Origin of the sequence: Neorhizobium sp. S3-V5DH (assembly GCF_004343065.1) — a bacterium.
Lineage (GTDB): Bacteria > Pseudomonadota > Alphaproteobacteria > Rhizobiales > Rhizobiaceae > Neorhizobium > Neorhizobium huautlense.
Window position 1 is genome coordinate 160,985 of record NZ_SMCL01000008.1, and the last position, 18,473, is coordinate 179,457.

17 protein-coding genes and 2 riboswitches are annotated in these 18,473 nt (G+C 62.8%); of the genes, 6 read left to right on the forward strand and 11 right to left on the reverse strand.

Features of this window, described 5'->3' with window-relative positions; genetic code table 11:
- Window positions 1–768: a cobalt-precorrin-6A reductase gene (locus EDE09_RS14275; RefSeq protein ID WP_132411141.1), complete on the forward strand. Its 768-nt coding sequence runs from the start codon at window positions 1–3 to the stop codon at window positions 766–768.
- Here the strand turns inward: EDE09_RS14275 and EDE09_RS14280 are convergent.
- From EDE09_RS14280 to EDE09_RS14310, 7 genes are read right to left on the reverse strand one after another with little or no spacing between them, the layout of a single operon-like run.
- The gene (locus tag EDE09_RS14280) at window positions 732–1,496 is read right to left on the reverse strand and encodes a precorrin-3B C(17)-methyltransferase (RefSeq protein ID WP_132411143.1); all 765 of its coding nucleotides are present in this window, start codon (window positions 1,494–1,496) and stop codon (window positions 732–734) included. The genes EDE09_RS14275 and EDE09_RS14280 overlap by 37 nt on opposite strands.
- Window positions 1,493–2,245 (reverse strand): precorrin-2 C(20)-methyltransferase, encoded by a 753-nt coding sequence (locus EDE09_RS14285; protein WP_105372109.1) that lies wholly within the window; start codon window positions 2,243–2,245, stop codon window positions 1,493–1,495. Before EDE09_RS14285 ends, EDE09_RS14280 begins: the two co-directional genes overlap by 4 nt.
- On the reverse strand, window positions 2,242–2,871 hold the full coding sequence (locus tag EDE09_RS14290) for a precorrin-8X methylmutase (RefSeq protein WP_132411145.1): 630 nt from the start codon (window positions 2,869–2,871) through the stop codon (window positions 2,242–2,244). Before EDE09_RS14290 ends, EDE09_RS14285 begins: the two co-directional genes overlap by 4 nt.
- Complete coding sequence (gene cobG, locus EDE09_RS14295; protein WP_132411147.1) at window positions 2,868–4,181, reverse strand: precorrin-3B synthase; 1,314 nt, start codon at window positions 4,179–4,181, stop codon at window positions 2,868–2,870. Before cobG ends, EDE09_RS14290 begins: the two co-directional genes overlap by 4 nt.
- Window positions 4,178–7,468 (reverse strand): cobaltochelatase subunit CobN, encoded by a 3,291-nt coding sequence (gene cobN, locus EDE09_RS14300; RefSeq protein WP_132411149.1) that lies wholly within the window; start codon window positions 7,466–7,468, stop codon window positions 4,178–4,180. Before cobN ends, cobG begins: the two co-directional genes overlap by 4 nt.
- 15 nt (window positions 7,469–7,483) lie before the next feature.
- The gene (gene cobW, locus EDE09_RS14305) at window positions 7,484–8,521 is read right to left on the reverse strand and encodes a cobalamin biosynthesis protein CobW (protein WP_132411151.1); all 1,038 of its coding nucleotides are present in this window, start codon (window positions 8,519–8,521) and stop codon (window positions 7,484–7,486) included.
- Window positions 8,518–8,919: a DUF1636 domain-containing protein gene (locus tag EDE09_RS14310; protein WP_165924176.1), complete on the reverse strand. Its 402-nt coding sequence runs from the start codon at window positions 8,917–8,919 to the stop codon at window positions 8,518–8,520. The genes cobW and EDE09_RS14310 overlap by 4 nt, the downstream gene beginning before the upstream one ends.
- A gap of 106 nt (window positions 8,920–9,025) precedes the next feature.
- A riboswitch (cobalamin riboswitch) is annotated at window positions 9,026–9,228 on the reverse strand.
- 58 nt (window positions 9,229–9,286) lie between these two features.
- A riboswitch (cobalamin riboswitch) is annotated at window positions 9,287–9,480 on the forward strand.
- 36 nt (window positions 9,481–9,516) lie between these two features.
- On the opposite strand from EDE09_RS14310, the gene EDE09_RS14315 reads away from it, so the two are divergent.
- Genes EDE09_RS14315 through EDE09_RS14330 form a run of 4 tightly spaced genes read left to right on the forward strand, consistent with a single transcriptional unit; the run spans window position 9,517 to window position 12,535 of the window.
- On the forward strand, window positions 9,517–9,693 hold the full coding sequence (locus EDE09_RS14315; RefSeq protein WP_105372259.1) for a CbtB-domain containing protein: 177 nt from the start codon (window positions 9,517–9,519) through the stop codon (window positions 9,691–9,693).
- 13 nt (window positions 9,694–9,706) lie between these two features.
- Window positions 9,707–10,462, forward strand: coding sequence for a CbtA family protein (locus EDE09_RS14320; RefSeq protein ID WP_132411155.1), 756 nt, complete (start codon window positions 9,707–9,709; stop codon window positions 10,460–10,462).
- A complete protein-coding gene (gene cobO / locus EDE09_RS14325; protein WP_132411157.1) occupies window positions 10,459–11,073 on the forward strand; it encodes a cob(I)yrinic acid a,c-diamide adenosyltransferase in 615 nt (204 codons plus the stop codon). Before EDE09_RS14320 ends, cobO begins: the two co-directional genes overlap by 4 nt.
- 4 nt (window positions 11,074–11,077) lie before the next feature.
- A complete protein-coding gene (locus EDE09_RS14330) occupies window positions 11,078–12,535 on the forward strand; it encodes a cobyric acid synthase (RefSeq protein WP_132411159.1) in 1,458 nt (485 codons plus the stop codon).
- On the opposite strand, the gene cbiB is transcribed toward EDE09_RS14330, so the two are convergent.
- Window positions 12,519–13,484 (reverse strand): adenosylcobinamide-phosphate synthase CbiB, encoded by a 966-nt coding sequence (gene cbiB, locus EDE09_RS14335; RefSeq protein WP_132411161.1) that lies wholly within the window; start codon window positions 13,482–13,484, stop codon window positions 12,519–12,521. The two genes, EDE09_RS14330 and cbiB, sit on opposite strands and share 17 nt — an antisense overlap.
- Here cbiB and cobD point away from each other — a divergent pair.
- Complete coding sequence (gene cobD / locus EDE09_RS14340) at window positions 13,483–14,505, forward strand: threonine-phosphate decarboxylase CobD (RefSeq protein WP_132411163.1); 1,023 nt, start codon at window positions 13,483–13,485, stop codon at window positions 14,503–14,505. The two genes, cbiB and cobD, sit on opposite strands and share 2 nt — an antisense overlap.
- Here cobD and EDE09_RS14345 read toward each other — a convergent pair.
- The 3 genes from EDE09_RS14345 to EDE09_RS14355 are packed head-to-tail and all read right to left on the reverse strand — an operon-like array spanning window position 14,498 to window position 18,381.
- Entirely contained in the window at window positions 14,498–15,496 is a 999-nt protein-coding gene (locus EDE09_RS14345; RefSeq protein WP_132411165.1) for a P1 family peptidase, read from the reverse strand. The genes cobD and EDE09_RS14345 overlap by 8 nt on opposite strands.
- A 4-nt stretch (window positions 15,497–15,500) precedes the next feature.
- Window positions 15,501–17,042, reverse strand: coding sequence for an aldehyde dehydrogenase family protein (locus tag EDE09_RS14350; RefSeq protein ID WP_132411167.1), 1,542 nt, complete (start codon window positions 17,040–17,042; stop codon window positions 15,501–15,503).
- Between the two features lie 55 nt (window positions 17,043–17,097).
- The gene (locus EDE09_RS14355) at window positions 17,098–18,381 is read right to left on the reverse strand and encodes an FAD-binding oxidoreductase (RefSeq protein ID WP_132411169.1); all 1,284 of its coding nucleotides are present in this window, start codon (window positions 18,379–18,381) and stop codon (window positions 17,098–17,100) included.
- Window positions 18,382–18,473: the final 92 nt, after the last annotated feature.

Here is an 18,473-nt window from a genome sequence, read left to right on the forward strand (position 1 = left end):
TTGTTACACTCCATCCTCATTCTCGGCGGCACGGCGGAGGCCAGAAAACTGGCCGAGAGGCTTGCCGGCGATACGCGCTTCATCACGACGTTGTCGCTTGCCGGCCGCACGCGCGCACCGGCCGAGCAGCCCGTTCCCGTTCGAGTGGGCGGTTTCGGCGGGGCCGAGGGCCTGGCCGCCTTCATCCGGGAAAACGGCGTCACCATCCTCATCGACGCCACCCATCCCTACGCCGCGCAAATTTCGCGAAATGCGGCCGAGGCCGCCCGGTTTGCGAATATACCGCTCATCGCGCTGCGGCGGCCTGCCTGGACGCGAGATGCCGGTGACCGCTGGATCGAGGTCGACAGCATCACAGGCGCCGTCGGGGCGTTGGGTGAGACGTCCCGCAAGGTGTTCCTCACTCTCGGCCGACAGGAATTGTCGCCATTCGAAACCGCGCCGCAGCACCACTATCTGATCCGCAGCGTCGATCCGGTGGAGCCGCCGCTCGATGTGCCCCATGCGATTTACCTCACGTCGCGCGGTCCTTTTGCGGAGGCCGACGAGGCGCTGCTGCTTGCAGAGCACGGGATCGAGATGATTGTCGCAAAGAACAGCGGCGGACCGTCGAGCTACGGCAAGATCGCAGCCGCCAGAAAACTCGGTATCGAGGTGATCATGGTCCGCCGCCCGGTCCTGCCGGACGTGCCGTCCGTCGAGACGATCGAGGATATGCTTGCCTGGCTCGATCATGCCCCGGCACCTTTGAAAAAACGGGGCGAGTAGACGAGCGGGCGCCGCCCGTCCCGTTCAATCAACTTCGTTTCTGCGGTCCCGACGATCACGCAGGTGGCCATGTCGGCCATTCCGCTTTCGGCCTGCGACAGGGGAACGATCCGGATTGCTTCGTCCGGGCGACCGGCGGCGCGTCCGAAAATAACCGACACTTCGCCGGGCAAATGGCGGCGAAGAAGCGCAAATGCGTCTCCGAGTTGGTGCGGCCGTGCCTTGCTGACGGGGTTATAGAAGGCCATGACGAAGCCCGCTTCCGCTGCTGCGATCAGGCGCTTTTCGATCACATCCCAGGGCTTCAGGTTATTGGAAAGCGAGATGGCGCAGAAATCGTGACCGAGCGGTGCCCCGGCCTTGGCGGCGACCGCCAGCATGGCGGTTATGCCGGGCACCACCGAAAAATCGATGTCGCGCCATTCGGCTGGTCCTTCGTCGATCGCCTCACAGACTGCGGCCGCCATGGCAAAAACACCCGGGTCGCCGCCGGAAACGACGCAGACCTTGCCGCCTTTCGCCGCCATTTCGAGGGCGGCGCGCGCACGGGCAAGTTCTTCCCGGTTGTCGGATGCGTGCCGTCGTTGATCGGCCCGAAGGTCGAGGCGATCGATATAGGGAAAATATCCGAAAAAATCCTCCGCATCCGCAACGGCCGCAAGCGCCTCCGGTGTCACCTGATCTGGATTTCCGGGGCCGAGGCCCACGACGGTTAATCTTCCGCTCATCGGTCCGCTCCCGGTCGCGTCTTCCAGCCGGGTACGAGGACGATGGAAAAATAGGGGGCAGGGCTCTGGTCGCGATCTTCAAGTTTCTGAGCCGCGCCGTTCGACATGGTGCCGCGCTCGACGTAAAGCGCGCCTGACAGCTTGCCGACCGATGCCAGCGCCCGGCGGATCTTCGGAAGGTTGCGCCCGACCTTCATGATCACCGCGCCGTCCGTGTCCTTCAGTCTCTCAACCAGTTTGTCTTCCGGCAATGTGCCGGGCAGCACACTCAAAATGTCATCGCCCTGGACAAGCGGCAGGCCAGTCATCGACCAGCAGCCGGACATGGCCGTGACGCCGGCGATCACCTCCGCCTGATATCGGCCGCTGAGCCGCACATGCAGGTGCATGTAGGAACCGTAAAATAGCGGATCCCCTTCGCTCAGCACGGCGACGTTCTTGCCAGCGTCGAGATGCGCGGCGATCTCTTCCGCCGAGCGATCGAAGAAATCTGCGATGGGGCCGCGGTAGTCCGCCTCGTCCTTGTTCGTTTCCACTGTGACCGGGTAAACCAGCGGCAGCTCCAATGTACCGGAGCGGATATGGGCCTCAACGATGGCACGACCGTTGCCTGTGCTGCCCTTTTTGCAAAAGAAGGCAATTACATCTGCCTCGTTGATGGCGCGGACCGCTTTCAGCGTCAGGAGTTCCGGATCGCCTGGCCCGGTGCCGACGCCGGTCAGTCTGCCCTTGAGGATCGCCGCGTTCAAAGCCCTGCCCTCGCGAGAGCGTTGACGCAGGCCGCCGTCATTGCCGAGCCGCCCATGCGGCCCCGCACCACAGCAAAAGGAATGCCGAGCGTCGATTCCATCAACGCTTCCTTGGATTCGGCGGCGCCCACGAAACCGACAGGCATGCCGATGATCGCAGCCGGGCGCGGCGCACCGGCATCCAGCATTTCGAGGAGGCGGAAAAGCGCGGTCGGCGCATTGCCGATCGCCACCAATGCGCCATCCATCTCGTCCCATAAATCGAGGGCCGCGGCAGACCGGGTATTGCTGATCGTTTTCGCCAGCTCGATCGTCCGGCTGTCGCGGAGCGTGCAGATCACCTCATTATGCGCGGGCAGACGGGCTCGGGTGATGCCGTGCGCCACCATTTCCGCATCACAGTAAATCGGCTTGCCCGCGTGCAGCGCCCCACGCGCCCGGGTGACGAAGTCCTTTGAAAAGCGGAAATGACCGGCCGCCTCCACCAGCCCGCAGGCGTGGATCATGCGCACCGCAATCTCTGCCTGATCGGGGGAAAACGACGAAAGGTCGGCCTCTTCGCGGATGATCGCAAAGGACTTTTCATAGATGGCGTCGCCTTCGCGGATGTAATCGTAACTGTTCATGGTCGTCCTGATATGGCAGCTGCGGCGAGCCGATCGGCCCCGAGCCGGGCTAGGCAAGCGGCGGAATTTTCCCCGGCACGCTTTTCCGATCTGACGAGATCGGCAAGGCGGCGAAGCGTGGCTTTGGTATCGGCAATTGTGATGTCGGCAAAGGGCAAATCGGTTGCTTTGCCTTGGGCGATCAATGAAAGGCCTGCAAAGGTGCCGCAAAGGGCAAGCGCCGCCGGTTCCGGGTGGGCGCAGCCTTTCGGGCAACCCGAGATGTGCAGCTTGAATGATCCATCCAGCAGGTCGGAGCAGCCACGTGCCGTTTCTTCAGCCACATCGCGAGTGGCGATACTAGCCGACCGGCAGGCGGGACTGCCGGGGCAGGCGGCTATGTGAGCGCGCGGATCGGCCGCCGACGTGATGAAGCCGTTTTCGGCAGCGAATACTGCGAGGGCTTCGCATGCCGGGCGCTGGCCGAAAAACAGCAGGGAATGATCCAGAGCCGGCTTCAGGAATCGGACCCCGCGCCGCTCGGCTTCTACACAAAGCGCAATGACATCCTCGGCTTTCGATTGGGCAAAGGCAGGTCCGATCCCCACAGCATGGAGGCTGTCGGCCAGCACAAACAGGTCGAATGGAGAGGTGGTCGGGAGCTCGCCGTTGTCCCGCAGGAGGTTCGCCGCCAAATCTCGCCCTCTGGCTCCGTTCCCCATGGAAGCAAGTTTTCCAAGCAGATCGAGCGCCGCTGAAACAGCCTCGGCTTCGTCGAGCGTGGCCAAGACGCCAGCGGATGCTTCCGAACCACCGAGGAGGAGCTTCCAGCTGATATCATCGCCCATCTTCACCGCCACCAGGCGGATATCGGCCAGAAGATGGGAAAGCCGCAGCTGGCCGTGCCCATCCACAACGACCGACATTTTGGGCGCCAGTCCTGCGATATCGCGTGCACCTAGCCGAATAGCATCCGCAATCGGGCGCGGATCGGCGATCTCGGTGTCGTCCAGGCCGGCAAGAGGCGGAGTCTCCACCGCCAGTCCCTCGCGCAGCGGCAGGTTCAAGGCCCGCACGTCTGCGTCGAGCAAAGGTGCGGATGCCTCACTCAGCCCCCGGATTTGCAAGTTACCGCGGGCGGAAATATCCAGAATGCCGTTGCCATGAATGCGGGCAAGCCGGCAGAGATCGACCAGTTGCAGAGGCGATATCGCATCGGTCAGCGCTACACGGGCCAGCAAACCGTCGCCGGTCATCATCGGCGCGGAAAGCGCAGGGCAGGCACCGCGCCGCATGTGCAAAGTCGTGGGGTGGAGCGAGGGAGCTGTCATGCCACCTCCCTTGCGAGCATTTCGAGCTCCGCGTCCACGGCGTTGCGGCGCGGATGCCAAAGGCCCCGGCGAAGCGCAGAGCGAAACCGCTCGCCCATGTGGCGCAAGCCCTCCGGGTTTTGGCTGATCAGGAAATCACGAACCTTTTTATCCCCGATATAGGCGTCATAAGTTGCTTCTATCAGCGACTGCGGGATGGCATGGGTCGTTTCCGCAAAACCAATCAGCCGGTCCACAGTCTCCACCAATTCGGCCGCGCCCCGGGGGCCGTGCCGCATCTGGCCGGCGATGAACCGCGGGTTGACGGCGCGGGCACGGACCACGCGGGTCACGGCTTCGGAAATCGAACGGGCTTTCGGCTTCTGCGGGTCCGTCGTGTCGAGGGCTATAATGTCCGCCTTGCCGCCGAGCGCGGCGACCGCCGCGGAGAAGCCGCCGATGAAGGCGACATCGGCGGAACCGTCAAGCAGGTCGCGGCCAGGATCGTCGCCGGTGTGAACGAGGAGGTCCGCCGATCCCAATTGTTCGGCAAACTTTCCAGGCATCTGAAATGCATCACCTTCGGCGCCGCCGAAAGCGTGGCTGGTGGCATCGAGATAGATGCGTCCAAGCTCCTCGCGTTCAGCCCAGGCGCCGTCGGCAAGCTTTTCCTCGATGCCGGAACCATAAGTGCCGGGCGCCGAACCGAATATGCGCGGCGGCACCCGGCCAAGTTTCCGGGCCTCTTCGGCGAGCGGATTGTCGCCGGGCGCTTCTTCACGTGCGGCGATTGCCCGCATGGCGGCGTCGAGCAAAGCGATCAGCGCCGGGAACATGTCACGAAAGAGCCCGGAAATCCTGAGCGTCACGTCGATGCGCGGGCGACCGAGTATCGCCGGCGGCAAAACTTCGATGCCGGTTACGCGGCCGGTCGCTGTGTCCTGCACCGGCTTTGCGCCCATCAGGGCGAGCACCTGTGCCACTTCCTCGCCGCCGCTTCTGAGCGATGCGCTGCCCCAGAGATCGAAGACGAGGCTTTTCGGCCAATCGCCATGATCCTGAAGATAGCGTCTCAGGATTTCTTCGGCGGCGCGTTTGCCAAGCTCGAAGGCGGTCGGTGTGGGTAGCGTGCGGGGATCGCTGGCGAAAAGGTTGCGCCCGGTCGGCATCACATCAAGGCGGCCGCGCGCCGGGGCGCCGGATGGGCCGGGGCGGATGTGTGTTCCGTCCAGCGCATCGAGCAAGGCCTGGCGTTCGGCCGCGGCGCTCCGTATCCGCAACAGATCGTCATCGCCAGGTGCGACCTGCCCGAACACGTGCTGTCCATCCTTGATCGCAAAATCCTTGAGATCGCAAAGAAAAGCATCGATCCGGGTAAGGGCAGTGTCGGGATCGTCGTCGCGGGAAACGCCAGCCTCCGAAGCCAATCCCGTCTCGCGGGCGGTCTCGACGATCAGCTTTGCCAGCCGGTCGCGACGCCGCCGGTCCAAACCGTCCGCCTGCGCATATTCGTCGACGAGCAGTTCGAGCTTCTTCTGCTCGTCGGAAAGCCCGGCGCCGGTCAGCACCGGGGGCAGATGACCGACGGTGACCGCGGAAATCCGCCGTTTGGCCACTGCCGCCTCGCCAGGATTGGAAACGATGAAAGGATAGATGATCGGCAGGCTGCCGGTCACAAGTTCGGGAAAACAATCTTTCGACAATGCCACCGTTTTGCCGGGCAGCCATTCAAGTGTGCCATGCGCGCCGACATGGACGACCGCGTGAGCGCCGATCTCGTCCCGCATCCACTGGCCGAAGGCGATCAACGCGTGGCGAGGCGGAAGCTCGGGGTCGTGATAATCGGCGCGGCGATCTTTATTGCGCCCGCGGTCCGGCGCGAGTGCCACGGTGATGTTGCCGAAATGCGCGGCGCGGAAGCGGTAGGCCCCGTCTTCCACATCCTCATCCGTTTCAGGCAAACCCCAGGCGGCTTCGGAGGCGGTTGGCGAGCGGTAGGCGGTAAGCCGATAGGCGCCGGATTTCCCGACCAGCCGGTTCAGCAGGTCCCGTGCCGTCTCCGGAATGCTCGAGACATAGTAGCCGGCTAGGGAGAGCTGGTGCAGCATCGACAGCACGCTTTGCGGCACGTCGAGGCCGACGGCATACCCCGTTCGCCCCGGCGCGCTCGGGTAGTCCGGCAGCAGGATGACGATCTTGCGTTCCGTCCGGGCCGTCATTTTCAGGCGCAGAAAGGCGGAAATGCGATCGGCCACCTGTTCGACCCGATCCGGTTCCGGCTGGTTCACAAGATTTGCGGAATTGTCGCCGGCCTTGAAGGAGATTGCCCCGGCGAGGATGCGGCCGTCCAGTTCAGGCAAGACGACATGCATCGCGAGGTCCGCCGGGTTCAGGCCGCGCCGGCCTTCCGCCCAGCCCTCCCGCCGGGTCGTGGCGATCACGACCTGGAAGACTGGAACGCCGGCACGGTCAAACAGCGTCTCGCCCTGCTCGTCGGCGCTGCTGGCGAAGGCTGTGGTTGCGATGATCGCGGCCGGCTCTTGTTCCGCTATTGCCTGTTCCACAAAAGCCACCGCATCTGCATCCTTCAAACCGCTGACGAAGATCGGAACCGGCGCGAAACCGCGTGCAGCCAGCGCTTCGAACAGTGCATCGATCGGTGCCGCATCGTTGGCGAGCAGCATGGAGCGGTAGAACAGGATCGGCAGGCGCGGCGAGCCCGTCGCGGCGCTCGTCAACAATTCAGTCGCCTCGACGATGCCTTGCCCCGGTTTGTAAAATCCAGCCTTCGGCACGGGTGCCGCTTGCGTCAGCGCCTCGGTGTCGCCGGTTGCAAGCGCAGCCAACCGTCGCGCCAGAAGCCGCATGTTCTCCCGCCCACCCTCGCGAAAACAGGCGAGGATGCCGGCAAGCGTCTCTTCTGAAACCGTCGAGGCAGCGGCCAATCGGTCGTCGCGGATGCTGCATTCGCCCGGCAGCAACGCCAGCGCGATCTTATCGCGTCGCGCAAGCCGGGAAAGCTCTTCCACCCCATAGGCCCAACGGTCATAGCCGCCGAGGATGCGCACGAGAATGAGACGGGCATGCGCCGCCGTCCTCTCTATCCATAGATCGACGGACATCGGGTGCCGAAGATCGGAAAGATTGGCCAGCCGCAAGCTCGGCTGATCTGGGTGCCAAGCCGCAGCAATACCGTTCAGGTCGCTCCCGGAAAAGGACAGCACCACCACATCGGCCGGCGACTGGTTAAGGTCGACCGGTTCGATCAGGTCGTCGAGCGACGACGATGTGGTGGCGAGGATATGCATCCTTTTCTTCAGCCTCTATGCGGCCAGCATTCTTTCGATCGCTTCGCGGTCGATTCCCTTTTCACCGATCACCACGAGGCGGCTCTGTCGCGTTTCGCCGGGTGCCCAAGCGCGATCGAAATAGTGGTTCACGCGCGATCCTACCGCCTGGACCTGCAGGCGCATCGGCTTATCCGCGACTTCCACGAAGCCTTTTATGCGCAGAACGTTTTCCGCTTCCGCCGTCGCGGAGATGCGCGCCGCAAGTCCGTCGGCATCGGAAATGGCCGGCAGATCGACGACGAAACTGTCGAAATCATCGTGGTCGTGATCAAGCTCGTCGTCGTGATGGGTCTTGCGGTTTTCAATGTCGTCCTCCACGGCAAGGCCGAGGCCGATCAGCACGGCCGGGTCGATCGCGCCATTAGCCGCGGTTACGATCTTTACGGCCCGCGGCAGATGCGCAGAGACGCGGTCCCTTGCTGCGGCAAGCCCGACCGAGTCCAAAAGGTCCGTCTTGGTCAGCACGATCATGTCGGCGCAGGCCACCTGGTCTTCGAAGACCTCCTCGACCGGATCGTCGTGGTCGATCGAGCCATCCGCCTGGCGCTGAGCCTCGAGCGCTTCGTGATCGTCGGCCACCCGGCCTTCGGCGAGTGCGAGGCCGTCCACCACTGCAATCACCCCATCCACGGTCACCCGAGCTTTGACGTCCGGCCACTGGAAGGCCTGGACGAGGGGCTTCGGCAGAGCGAGGCCGGAGGTTTCGATGAGGATATGATCGACGCGCGGCTCGCGGGAAAGAATCTGGTCGATCGCCGGCACGAAGTCGTCTGCCACCGTGCAGCAGATGCAGCCGTTGGCAAGCTCGATGATATTGTCTTCCGGGCAGGTCTCAATACCGCAGCCCTTCAGCACCTCTCCGTCGATGCCGACATCGCCGAATTCGTTGACGATGATCGCCAGCCGCTTGCCATCCAGCTTTTCGATCAGGTTACGGATCAACGTGGTCTTGCCGGCGCCGAGGAATCCGGTAACGACGGTGCACGGAATGCGGTCGAAATTGACGCTCATGAAGGCATGTCCTCGTGATGATGAAAGGGTGGGATGCGGGCCGTCATGCCCTTGCCGCGCAGGCAGGCGGGACGGCCACGAAGGGGAAGGAAGCCACGCTCGTCTTCTGCGAGCATCATTGCGCCGGCGACGATATCGTCGACGTTCTCCAACGTCAGATGACCGAAGACATAGGACCAGCCGGACCGATGGTTGAAGGCGGCACTCGGGCTTTTTTCGCAATTGGCAAGGCAGGTCACCGGCTTGACTGCCAGCGGCTTGCCGGCGCTAGCTTCCTTCAGCGCAGCGATCATTTTCAGGCCCGGCCGGATATCCGGATCTGCTTCGTCACGGCAGTTCGTGCAGACGAAGATTGTCACGCCGATGTCGTCGGGATCGTCTTTTCGCTCGTCACTCATCATTCAGCCGCGTTACCGCCGGGTTCAAACAATCGGGGTGCGGAGCAGAAAAGCAAAGCTCGTCTGCCATGAATGACACGGCTTCCTCCGGAGCACCCCGCCCGGCGAAGCTTACAAATCCAACGGCAGGTCTCCTGGCTCGCGGGTCGCCGCCATTTGCCTGCCTTCCCGGATTATCCAGTGGCTCGGTGGCAATGGCTCGCCGCCTACAGTTGCGGGGGCAGCCGCGGCATTGAGCATAAAGCTCGCACCGCATTCTCTCTTAGCCCCTCCCGTTGCCAGAAAAGGACCGTTCCTTTCAACTACGCCCGGTCGCGACACCATGTCAATGCGTCGCAAAGGCGATTGCGAGGCTGGCGAATTCGTCTATAGTGGCCAAGCCTATGGTGCCCGAAAGGGTTTGAGGGAATGCGGTGTGACGGATTGTCGTCAAACCCGCGGCTGCCCCCGCAACTGTAAGCGGAAAGTCTTCGTCCATGAAGCCACTGGAAAATCCGGGAAGGCGGGCGTTAGGCGTTCGATCCGCGAGCCAGGAGACCTGCCGAGGCTGAAGACGAAATGGAACGGCCCTCGGGTGGAGGGCGAAAGGACGATACGATGGTTACGAATTCCGCTTCGATGGCAACGAGCGTTTCTGCTTCGAAGATTATTCCGCTTAGCATGACGGCCCTGCTTGGCTTGTTCATCGTCGGTTTCGTCGGCTTCTCCCACATGGAAGTCGTTCACAATGCCGCCCACGATTCGCGCCATTCCTTCGCTTTCCCCTGTCACTGAGGGAAAACTTTCCATGTCATTGTTTCGTAACATCGTCTTCACGGCGGTGATCGCCGGGCTATTGTCCGGATTGCTGCTCACGATCATGCAGAGCCTTTCCACCGTGCCGCTGATCCTGCAGGCCGAGGTATTTGAAAATGCCGGCGGTGGGGCAGGCCATAGCCACGATGTTCCGGCAGCGGGAGCAGCTAGTCCTGCCGACCACCACCATGACGAAGCGGCCTGGGCTCCAGCCGATGGCCTCGAACGCTTCATTTATACCGCCGCTGCCAATGCATTGTCGGCAATTGGTTTCGGGCTCGTTCTGGTCGCGGCTTCAGAGGCTCTTGGCGGCTTCAGGGGTTGGCGCGGCGGCCTGATGTTCGGCATTGCCGGCTTCCTCGCCGTCAGTCTCGCACCCGGTCTCGGCCTGCCGCCGGAATTGCCGGGCATGCCCGCTGCGGAACTTGGGCCTCGACAAATCTGGTGGATATCCACCGCCGTCTGCACTGCGGCTGCGCTTGGTCTCCTGGCTTACACGCGCTCGGCGATTTTTGCTGCCCTGGCGATCGGTCTGCTGATTGCTCCCCACCTGATCGGCGCGCCGCTGCCGCCGTCTCACGAGACGGTCGTGCCGGTCGAATTACACGCTCGCTTCGTCAACGCGGTTTATGCCACGAATCTGGTGTTCTGGGCCCTGCTTGGGGCAGCTTGCGGCATGCTTCGCGAGCGTTTTCACGCAGGCGAGGAGGCTTCTGCCGCATCTGCGGCAAAGCTCGCTTCACGGTGAAACAGGTCGACGAAAGCATAGCCGAGCGCCATCGCGCCAAGATGGCGAACCGCAAGGCGGTTCAGGACAAGGAAGTCGCGGAGAAGACCCTGGAAAAGGGCCTTCTCATCGTTCACACCGGCCCGGGTAAAGGCAAGTCCACCGCCGCTTTCGGGCTGGCGCTGCGCATGCTCGGCAACAACCGCCGAGTCGGCGTGGTGCAGTTCATCAAGGGCGCTTGGTCGACGGGCGAGCAGCCGGCGCTGGCGGTCTTCGGTGATCGCGTTGTCTGGCACACGATGGGCGAAGGCTTTACCTGGGAGACGCAGGACCTGAAACGCGATATCGCCGCCGCCGAAAAGGCTTGGGAAAAGGCGCTCGAGCTCATGGCTGACGAGACGATCGGCTTGATTATCCTGGACGAACTCAATATCGCGCTGCGCTATGATTACCTCGATCTCGACAAGGTCATTACGGAGCTGCAGTCGCGACGGCCGGACCTGCATGTCGTCGTCACCGGCCGAAATGCCAAACCAGCATTGATCGAGGTAGCCGACATGGTGACCGAGATGACGCTGGTGAAGCATCATTTCAAGGCGGGCGTAAAGGCTCAGGCCGGCATCGAGTTCTAGGCGCATGGTTGCTCGATCACTGATGTTTCAGGGAACGGGTTCGGACGTCGGCAAGTCGTTGGTCGTGGCGGGCCTTGCCCGCGCCTTCACGCTCCGAGGTCTGAAGGTTCTGCCGTTCAAACCGCAGAACATGTCGAACAATGCGGCGGTAACGGCCGACGGTGGTGAAATCGGCCGGGCGCAGGCATTGCAGGCCCGTGCCGCCAAGGCGCCGCTCAGCGTCCACATGAATCCTGTCTTGCTGAAGCCGCAGAGCGAAGTTGGCGCGCAAGTGGTGGTGCAAGGCAGGGTCGAGGGCAATGCCAAGGCGGCCGAATACCAGGATCTGAAGCCGAAGCTGATGCCGCGCGTGCTGGAAAGTTTCGAGCGTCTCCGAAATCAGGCGGATCTCGTGCTGGTCGAGGGCGCCGGCAGCGCCTCGGAAATCAATCTGCGCCAGAACGATATTGCCAATATGGGCTTTGCCCGGGCAGCCGACGTGCCGGTGGTGCTGATCGGCGATATCGACCGCGGCGGCGTGATCGCCAGCTTGGCCGGTACGAAGCTTGTGCTCGAACCTGAAGATGCGGCGATGATCCGCGGCTTTATCGTCAATCGCTTTCGGGGCGATCCAACGCTGTTTGCCGACGGCATGCGGATGATTGCGGAACTGACACACTGGAGGTCGATTGGCCTTCTGCCGCACTTTGCCGATGCAGTCCGCCTGCCGGCGGAGGACGCGCTCGGTCTCGCCGGCTCCTATACCCGGAAGGCGGGGGCGAAGATCCGCATCGCCGTGCCGATCCTGCCTCACATATCGAACTTCGACGATCTCGATCCGCTGGACGCCGAACCGGATGTGGAAATCGTCCGCGTCCGGCCCGGCGAGGTCATTCCGGTGGATTGCGATCTCGTGCTGCTGGTCGGCTCCAAGGCAACGATATCCGATCTGGAGGCGCTAAAGGCGGCTGGTTTCGATATCGATATCGCCGCGCATGTGAGACGCGGCGGACGTGTGCTGGGTCTCTGCGGTGGTTATCAGATGTTAGGCAGCCGGATTTCTGATCCCGAGGGTATAGAAGGTCCACCGGGGGCGGTTGATGGACTTGGTTTGCTCGATATCGAAACAGTGCTGACCGGCGACAAGCGGCTGGAAGCAGTTTCCGGCAGCAGTTTCGACGGAGTATCATTAGTCGGCTATGAAATGCACGTGGGCCGGACGACCGGGCCGGATTGTGCGCAGCCGTTTTCGGTCGTCGGCGGCAAGGCCGACGGGGCGCTGTCTCGCGACGGACGAATCTGCGGCACCTATCTGCATGGCCTGTTTGCCGATGACCGGCAGCGCTCTGCCTGGCTTGAGCGGCTGGGTGGCGGGGCGTCCGGGCTGAACTACGAAGCAGGTGTGGACGAAGTGCTCGACCGCCTTGCTGCCCATATGGAAAAGCATCTCGATCTTGACGGATTGCTCAGACTTGCCAGATGATCCACGCCAGGACGCCGAAAAGGCTGATCAGCAAACCGTCCGCGACCCGGGCCAGTTTCAACGCGCGAACGATGTCCTCATGGGTAAGTTCCGTACGTCCGCCGGCGCCCATGAAACACGCCTCGATCATCTGGCCGCCATAACTCCGCGGCCCTGCGAGCGCTATCCCAAGCGCGCCGGCCATCGCCGCCTCAGGCCAGCCGGCATTCGGGGACCGGTGATGCCGGGCGTCCCGAAAGATAGCCTTCATCGCGTCTTTCGGCGAAGCATTGGGGATGAAGAATGCGGCAACGACGAAAAGCAGCGCACTCAGGCGCGAAGCGGGCAGGTTGATCACGTCGTCGAAGCGCGCCGCGGCCCAGCCGAACGCCTCGTGCCGCGGCGATCGGTGACCGATCATGCTGTCGGCGGTATTGGCGGCCTTGTAGGCCGCGCCACCGGCCAATCCACCGAGGCCCAGCCAGAATGCCGGCGCCACGACGCCGTCGGAAAAATTCTCCGCCAGGCTTTCGATTGCCGCGCGGCAGACGGCGGCTTCGTCGAGTTTCTCCGGATCTCGCCCGACGATCATGGAAACAGCCTTTCGTCCGGCGTTCAGTCCGCCGTACCTGATAGCGTCAGCGACGGCCGCGACATGCTGTTCGAGACTCTTCTGGGCGGGCAGGCTTGCGGCAACAACGGCAAGCAGGATCGACCCGAAGGGCAGGAAGAGAAGCCCATATTCGAGCGCCAATGCCACGACGATCACCGTGCCGAGCAGTACCAACAGGGTAAGAATGCCATTGCGCCTGCGCCTGGCAAAGTCATCTTCTTCCCGGTTCCAATTGGTGTCGAGCCGGGATATCAGCCCGCCTATCCAGGTAACCGGATGGCCGATGCGGCGAAACAGCCAGTCCGGATAACCAAAGATCCGCTCGATGATCAGGGCAAAAAATGCGAGAAAGAACATGCCGGTGATAAGGCCTGAGGTTGGCGATCCGATACAGCACGGCGGCAATCTTGCTCAGGCGCGAGCGTCGTTTCCCGATGCGCCCGAACCGTGGATCGATCTTTCCACCGGTATCAATCCGCATTCCTATCCGCATTCTCCCATTCCGGGCAATGCCTTGGCGCGACTGCCGGAGCCGTATTTGGCTGAACGGCTGAAGATACTGGCAGCGCGGGCATACGGAGCACCTTCTGCGATGCATGTTGCCGCTGGGCCGGGAACCCAGATCCTTCTGCCTGTCATTGCCGGCCTTGCTGCGGACTGGGGCGGAGGCAAGGCGGTGGTCCTCTCTCCTACCTATGCGGAACATGCTCGCGCCGCGCGGCTTGCAGGCCTTGAGGTGACCGAGACGGAGGATATGGAACGGCTGGCGGATGGCCGTCTGGCGATCATCGTCAATCCGAACAATCCCACCGGCCGGATTGTCCAGCGCGGCGATCTTTTGACTCTTGCGGCCGTGATGCGTGCCAAGCGCGGCCTTCTTGTCGTCGACGAGGCCTTCATGGATGTCTCTGAAGCGGAGAGCGTGGCGGGCGCAGTCGATGCAGGAGGCTTGGTCGTCCTGCGTTCCTTCGGCAAATTCTATGGCATGGCGGGGCTTCGGTTAGGCTTTGCCATCTCGCATCCCGAGACCGTCGTGAAAGTCGAGAGCCGCCTCGGCCCCTGGGCGGTCTCCGGTCCGGCGCTGCACATTGCCGGCGAAGCGCTTGCCGATGCCGACTGGCAGAAGGCGATGCGGGAAAAGCTGAAGGCGGATGCGGCGCGGCTCGATGCCGTGCTCGCAGAAGCGGGCATTTCCGTCGCGGGGGGTACCTCGCTCTTCCGCTTCATCCGCGACACGCGGGCGCAGGCGATCTTCCAGCATCTCGGCGAGCGCGGGATCATCATCCGACGGTTTGCGGAGCGCCCGGGGGATCTCAGAATCGGCCTGCCCGCTGCGGAAGATTGGCCACGCGTGGAGCAAGCGCTGCGAACTATCTAACCAGGGAGCCGAAGCTGTCGCGCCAGGCGGGCTGCGCATCCGGCACCGGTAACGCGGTTGCTTCGTAGACTCCGCGCGCCACTGCGCGCGCCGTTACCAGCGTCCCAAGATGGCATATCTCCAGAAAGTCTCCTGGGTCATTCAGGGACCTGGCGCCGGTCGCTGCAGAAAAGATCGTATCGCCATCGCCCGGCAGATGGGTCGGCAGGACGGCCCGGGCAAGCCCGTCATGCGCCATGATCGAGAGGCGGTGAGCCTCCGCCTTGCTCAGCCCCGCGTCGGTCACCACAACACCGATTGTCGTCGCAATCCTGTTACGACCCTTCATGCGCAGCCGATTGTCGAAGTTCTGCGGCAAGCCGAGCCCGCCGTATTCGCCATTCTCCTCGAAGGGAGCGGCCCAGAAATGCGGACCGTCGCCTACCGTCGCGGAACCCATAGCGTTGACCGCCATCAGTGCCGCAACGGTATGGCCGGCTGAAGTTCTGGCACTCGATGATCCGATTCCGCCCTTGAAGGTAGCGGTGGTGGCGCCGGTTCCTGCGCCCACCGTGCCAAGGGCGAAGGAACCCTTTGCCGCCGCCTCGAAAGCCTCGTACCCCATCTCTCGATAGGGCGAGTGAAGTCCCCAGTCCTTGTTGCCGCCGTTCAGGAGGTCCATCAGAATCGCCTGCGGCACGATCGGCACCCGGACCGGGCCGACGTCGAAACCACGACCTATCTTGCGGAGGCCCGCCTGGACGCCCCCTGCGGCATCGAGCCCGAAGGCCGAACCGCCGGAGAGCACAAAGGCATCGATCGCCTGCACCGTCATGGATGGATCGAGCAGCGCAGTATCCCGCCCGCCCGGCGCGCCGCCGAGCACCGAGCCGGAAGCGACTGCCGGTTCGTCGAAAACGATTACCGTCACGCCCGAACCCAGCACATGATCCGTAGCGTGGCCCACAGCCACGCCCTCGATGTCGGTGAGCAGGTTCAGCGGCTGAGACATCCGATCAGATGACGTCGAACTTGACGCCCTGCGCCAATGGCAATGTGCGGCCGTAGTTCAGCGTATTGGTGGCGCGGCGCATATAGGCCTTCCAGGCATCCGAACCGGATTCGCGACCGCCGCCGGTTTCCTTCTCTCCGCCGAATGCCCCGCCGATCTCGGCGCCCGAGGGACCGATATTGACATTGGCGATGCCGCAATCGGAGCCGTGCACGGATACGAAAGTTTCGGCCTCGCGCATGTCGTTGGTGAAGATCGAGGAGGAAAGGCCCTGCGGCACGTCATTGTGCAGCGAGAGCGCCTCATCGAAGCTCGAATACTTCATCACGTAAAGGATCGGAGCAAAAGTCTCTTCCTTCACCGGACCTGCCTGAGCAGGCATTTCCACGATTGCCGGGCGCACATAGTAGGCATCGGTCGAGCTTTCGGCATGGACGCGTTCGCCTCCGACCACTTTCCCGCCAGCGGCCTTAGCGGCCTCGAGCGCCTTCTGCATCTTGTCGAAAGCAGCCCGGTCGATCAGGGGGCCGACGAGGTTGCCGTTTTCCAGCGGATTTCCGATGGTGACCGACTGATAGGCTTTGACCAGGCGTGGTACCAGCGTGTCGTAGACGCTGTCATGGACGAACAGGCGGCGAAGCGTGGTGCAGCGTTGTCCGGCCGTTCCCATGGCAGCGAAAGCAACGCCCCGCAGCGTCAGGTCGAGATCCGCGGTGGGCGTCACGATGGCCGCGTTGTTGCCGCCGAGTTCCAGAATGGAACGGGCGAAGCGCTGCGCCAGGCGCGGCCCGACGGCGCGGCCCATGGCCGTCGATCCGGTCGCCGAAACCAGCGGCACCTTCTCGTGATCGACCAGGATCTCGCCGATCGCGCGCCCGCCGATCAGCAGCGTGGAGAGGTTCTTCGGTGCCGTATTGCCTTCTGCAACATAGCGGGCCAGCGCCTTTTCGAAGATCGCCTGGGTTGCAAGCGCGGTCAGCGGGGTTTTTTCCGAAGGTTTCCAGACGGTCGAATTGCCACAGACGATGGCGAGGGCCGCATTCCAGGACCAGACCGCGACCGGGAAATTGAACGCTGAGATGATGCCGATAGCCCCGAGTGGATGCCAGGTTTCCATCATGCGGTGATCGGCGCGTTCGGTGGCAATCGTGAGACCGTAGAGCTGGCGGGAGAGCCCGACCGCGAAGTCGCAGATATCGATCATTTCCTGCACTTCGCCAAGGCCCTCCGAGGTGATCTTGCCGACTTCCACCGACACCAGTCGGCCGAGCGCCGATTTGGCCGCACGCAGCTCCTCGCCGAGCAGCCGGATCAGCTCGCCTCGCTTTGGAGCAGGCACGGCCCGCCATTCCAGGAAGGCGGCATGGGCGGCTTCGATCGCCTTTCCGGCCTCCTCAGCCGAAATCTCCGGCAGCTTGCCGATCTCGGCGCCAGTGATCGGCGAGCGGACGACAAGCGTGCCGCCGGTATAGCTTTCGGCTTTTACGCCAAGATCGCTCAGAATGCTTTTCACCTCGGCGGCGAGATCAAGAGTGGCAAGGGTCATATCGGTCTCCGGAATTCAATGTCAGTCAATCTACAAATCGGCGATGGTTTGACAATCAGAACCGTTCGCCGGCGAAGTGGGCAATCTGTGCGCCTGCTTCATAGTAGGCTTCCTTGAGAGAGCGGAAGCCTGGCTCCGTCGTATCGGTCAGCGGCAGCGGCAGTTCGGCTTCTGAAATCTCGCCTAGTACATGCGCGGCGAGCACTTTTCCGAATGTCGTTCCGGGGGAAATGCCGCGGCCGTTATAGCCGGAAAAGCCGACGGCGTTGCGGCCGAACTTGTGGAAGCGCGGCAGCGCATTGTCGGTCATGCCGATCAGGCCGTACCATTCGGCCTGGAATTCCACCTCGCCGAGTTGTGGGAAGATACGTTTCAACGAACGTCGCGCCCAGGCCTTGTGGATGGCGGTACCGGTGCCGCGCAAAGCCCCGACCGAACCGAAGATCAGGCGCCCCGCCTGATCCATGCGGAAGGAAGAGAGTATTTCCTTGGTGTCCCAGCAGCCTTCGCGACCGGGGACGATCGAGTGGCGGAGGTTGTCGCCGAGGGGTTTGGTGGCGAGGTTGAAATAGGGCAGATGGACCTGTTCGCGGCGAACCTGTTCCCAAGGGCCGGTACTGTAGGCATCCGTGGCGACGATAATCCAGTCAGCCGTAACTTGTCCGTGAGCAGTCCTGATGAACTTCTTGCCATTCACTTCGCCGGTTTCGATCGCCGCGCTGCCTGTATGAAGTTTCGCGCCTGCCCTGACGGCGGCATGGGCCAATCCGCGGGCATAGGCAAGCGGCTGCAGCGTACCGGCGCGCATATCGAGCAGCGAACCTGAATAGGCCTTGCTGCCCGTGCGCCGTTCGGTTTCCATGGCGTCCAGCAAAGTGACCGGGGCGCCGCGTTTCTGCCATTGGCGGGCGCGCTCCTCGAGTTCCTTCATGCCATCGGCGCCAACCGCGCAATGCAGCGTACCGTTCTTCTCCAGCTCGCATGCAATGCCGTGGGTCTCGATCAAGTCGCGGACGAGATAGGGGCCGTGTCCAAGAAGATCGAGGGCCCGTTCGCCGTAGAGCGGGCCGAGTTCCTTCGTAAAATCGTCAGGCATGACCCACATGCCGGCATTGATCAGGCCGACATTGCGACCCGCGCCGCCGAAGCCGATCTCTGCAGCCTCCAACAGCCTCACATCGACGCCCTTCTGGGCGAGATGCAGTGCGGCCGACAGACCGGTATAACCTCCTCCGACAATCGCCACATCCGCGGTAACGAGTTCTTCCAACCGCGGCGTCACGGGAGGAGCGGGAGCGGTCTTTTCCCAGAGGCCGTGAGAGCGGGGATCGTTCAACATGATGGAAATGTCCGGAAGTGGCGCTTCAGACTCTTTACAGAGGCTCTTTATCCATGAATATCGACATGTTCTCAACAGGTCATTCGCTGGAG